General features: G+C 44.3%; 2 protein-coding genes. Both read right to left on the reverse strand.

The window, feature by feature from the left end; all coding sequences use genetic code 11:
• Positions 1 to 143: 143 nt before the first annotated feature.
• Positions 144 to 953 carry a hypothetical protein gene (locus KDK19_RS21615; protein WP_257292922.1) on the reverse strand — a complete coding sequence of 270 codons (810 nt, stop codon included), beginning with the start codon at positions 951 to 953 and terminating at the stop codon, positions 144 to 146.
• 321 nt (positions 954 to 1,274) lie between these two features.
• On the reverse strand, positions 1,275 to 2,409 hold a 1,135-nt coding region (locus KDK19_RS21620), incomplete at its 5' end, for a hypothetical protein (protein WP_257274139.1).

The following is a 2,409-nucleotide window of genomic DNA, read 5'->3' on the forward strand; positions in this document are numbered from 1 at the left end:
CGATATCTTTGTTTATCTTCTGACAATGATATTTTTATTAAGTTCAGTCGCCAGTATGAATCACGCAATATCAAAAGTAACAATAAGCTGGTAACGCGGCTTGTCCCGGTCATCAATAACTTTGATAAAATCAACGCAATCATCTATTTACATATATCATCAATCACCTGCAGGGCTGCCTGTAGGCCAGCCAACTGCTCCTTTAATTTTTGATAAGTTTCATAGGTATTGATGATTTCTTTCAGTCTGACATCATCCTCAAGTGACCTTCTGTCGGGATCATAAATGGCTGTTGCATCTTTTGCCAACTCCAATGCCTTCATTAAGTCCACGCAAATACTGGCGTTGTTGAGTAATTTGGGTGTAGGGCCAGCCTCAGGCTGCCGATTGACAGCCCGTCTGCCACGATCCCTTGCAGACTGTACATTAATAGTACCCACCTGCTTTTTCAGTTGCGCCGTGTAGTATGCGACGGGTGACTCTTTTACGGTACCGCAGCGCATGGCCATGGCGTAGTCAATTACCTCCCGGGCGGTTTCCGAATCGATATCCACCCGGGGGAGACAGGTGTCCCATGTATGACTCAGTTTGAGACACTCAAGTCGTAATTCGAGAATAGCGTCGGTCAGCTTTGTTTTTTTTTCCTGACGTGCAGCAAGCTCATCCGACAGATTGCATTCTGATGAACTCTCAAGGTCCTCTGCCTCTGAGGCTCCCGCTGCTGCCTGTTCATTTTTCTCCCGAACACAAACCAGAACAGGAGGATCGTCAGGCACTTCAGGCAAGGTAATACTGCACTCGTCCAGTGTTTTGGGTGCAGCATTTTGGTGTCTGAAGGAAGGAATATAGGGGACAACATGTTTTGGCACGGCAGGTAGCATGTCAGTTATATAATCATCGTCGTCTGAATCACGATTCAGGACTTCAAGGGCAGCCGCCATCAGATCTTGCATGAAAGCTTCATGACCAGGAATGGCCAAAACGGGAAAATTGGGTACCACACAACCACCTAATAACAAAACTGAAAAACATTTACTCCCGGAAAAATTGCCGAGAATAACTGTCAGAACCATCAGAAATTTGCTGAAATTCACACCATACCCTTCAAAAGATACGCAAACCTTCAGGGTAGACCAACCTGTAAAAAAAACCTGAAAAGGCGGAGTTGGCCGTTGATTTGAAATCCATTCTGGCAAGCGATCTACCGACCCATCCATGGACTTCTGAGGACGTCGATAGCAAAGTATTTATCCCTCAAATGGGGATACACATCCTCATACAATGGAACAAAAGCTCTTTTGGAATCTGACAATGTAAGAGTGATCTTTTCGGGCGCGTTTGCTGGCATATGTCAGCTCATACTTCAGCAGGGCTTTGCCGGGTTTTTCATGATCATCACAATGCGGCTCAATGGGTTGAACAATGAAATCTGGCTTATAACCATGTGTTGGTTTGAGAACAAAGTATTTACCTCTCAAATGGGGATAAACATCCTCATACAATGGAACAGCTCTTTTAGGATCTAACAATAAAAGATGCTGTAAGAGTTCCTTGCGGATGTCATCACTCATCTTGTCACTCATAAACATTTCCCGAAAACTGTTCTCCGATCTTTCCTTGAAGAGGAATAACTCCTTAGCATGATGAATAAACTGCTGTTGGTGGCTGCTTAATAACTCACAAAAAAAGGGAATACCGATAAATTGGGGGTCATAAAAGATTGAGAAAAGGATATGTTGAAAGGCGAATCTATCGGCTTCTGTCGTACCATTGCTATTAAGTTTTTGTGCAAACACATTAACGTCCCAATCAACACGATTAAAAATCGCTATGTTCTTCAAGTGCATATCCAGATTATACGTGCCATTTAACGCAGTAATCACTTTTTCAAAGGCATCCTGCTGGGCTGGACGTGATGTCATTCGGGAGCATTCGACGGTCATTTGACCCGCTACGGCATTGAAGTCTATTTTCATGGTGCCAGCATTTTTATCCAGTTCGATCTCTTTTAGTAACTGTGCCAGAAACCACATACGCTTAAACTTGCCGGATTTAAAACAGCTAAATTCAAATTGGTCAGTAAATTTCAGTCGCAAGGTTCGTCCTTTCCCTCCCTCTGCCTGTTCCAGTAGCTCGATAAGTCCCACATGAACGCCTAACATCAGATTAACAATCAAGGCATCATTCATACTGACGACCGTTCCTACACGCCCATTTTGTTCGATTGATTCTTTGTCGGATGGCCTCAAAAGCGGCACATTTTCACCCTGGCTCGTGTAATCAACATAGGTGATGTACTTTTTCCTGGACACCTTGCCCTGACCAAAAACCAATGCGATCGGTGCCAGTGCCTCTACAAAGCGCTGATGCAGGGCAAAAATCAGCTCATGGACACTCCGGACCTGCTCA

The sequence above is a fragment of the Endozoicomonas sp. ONNA1 genome (assembly GCF_024606325.1).
Classification (GTDB): domain Bacteria; phylum Pseudomonadota; class Gammaproteobacteria; order Pseudomonadales; family Endozoicomonadaceae; genus Endozoicomonas_A.

What these genes read in the sequence shown, in the direction of transcription:
- KDK19_RS21615 (WP_257292922.1), bottom strand. Translation starts at nt 953, where the DNA reads ATGCAAGATCTGATGGCGGCTGCCCTTGAAGTCCTGAATCGTGATTCA.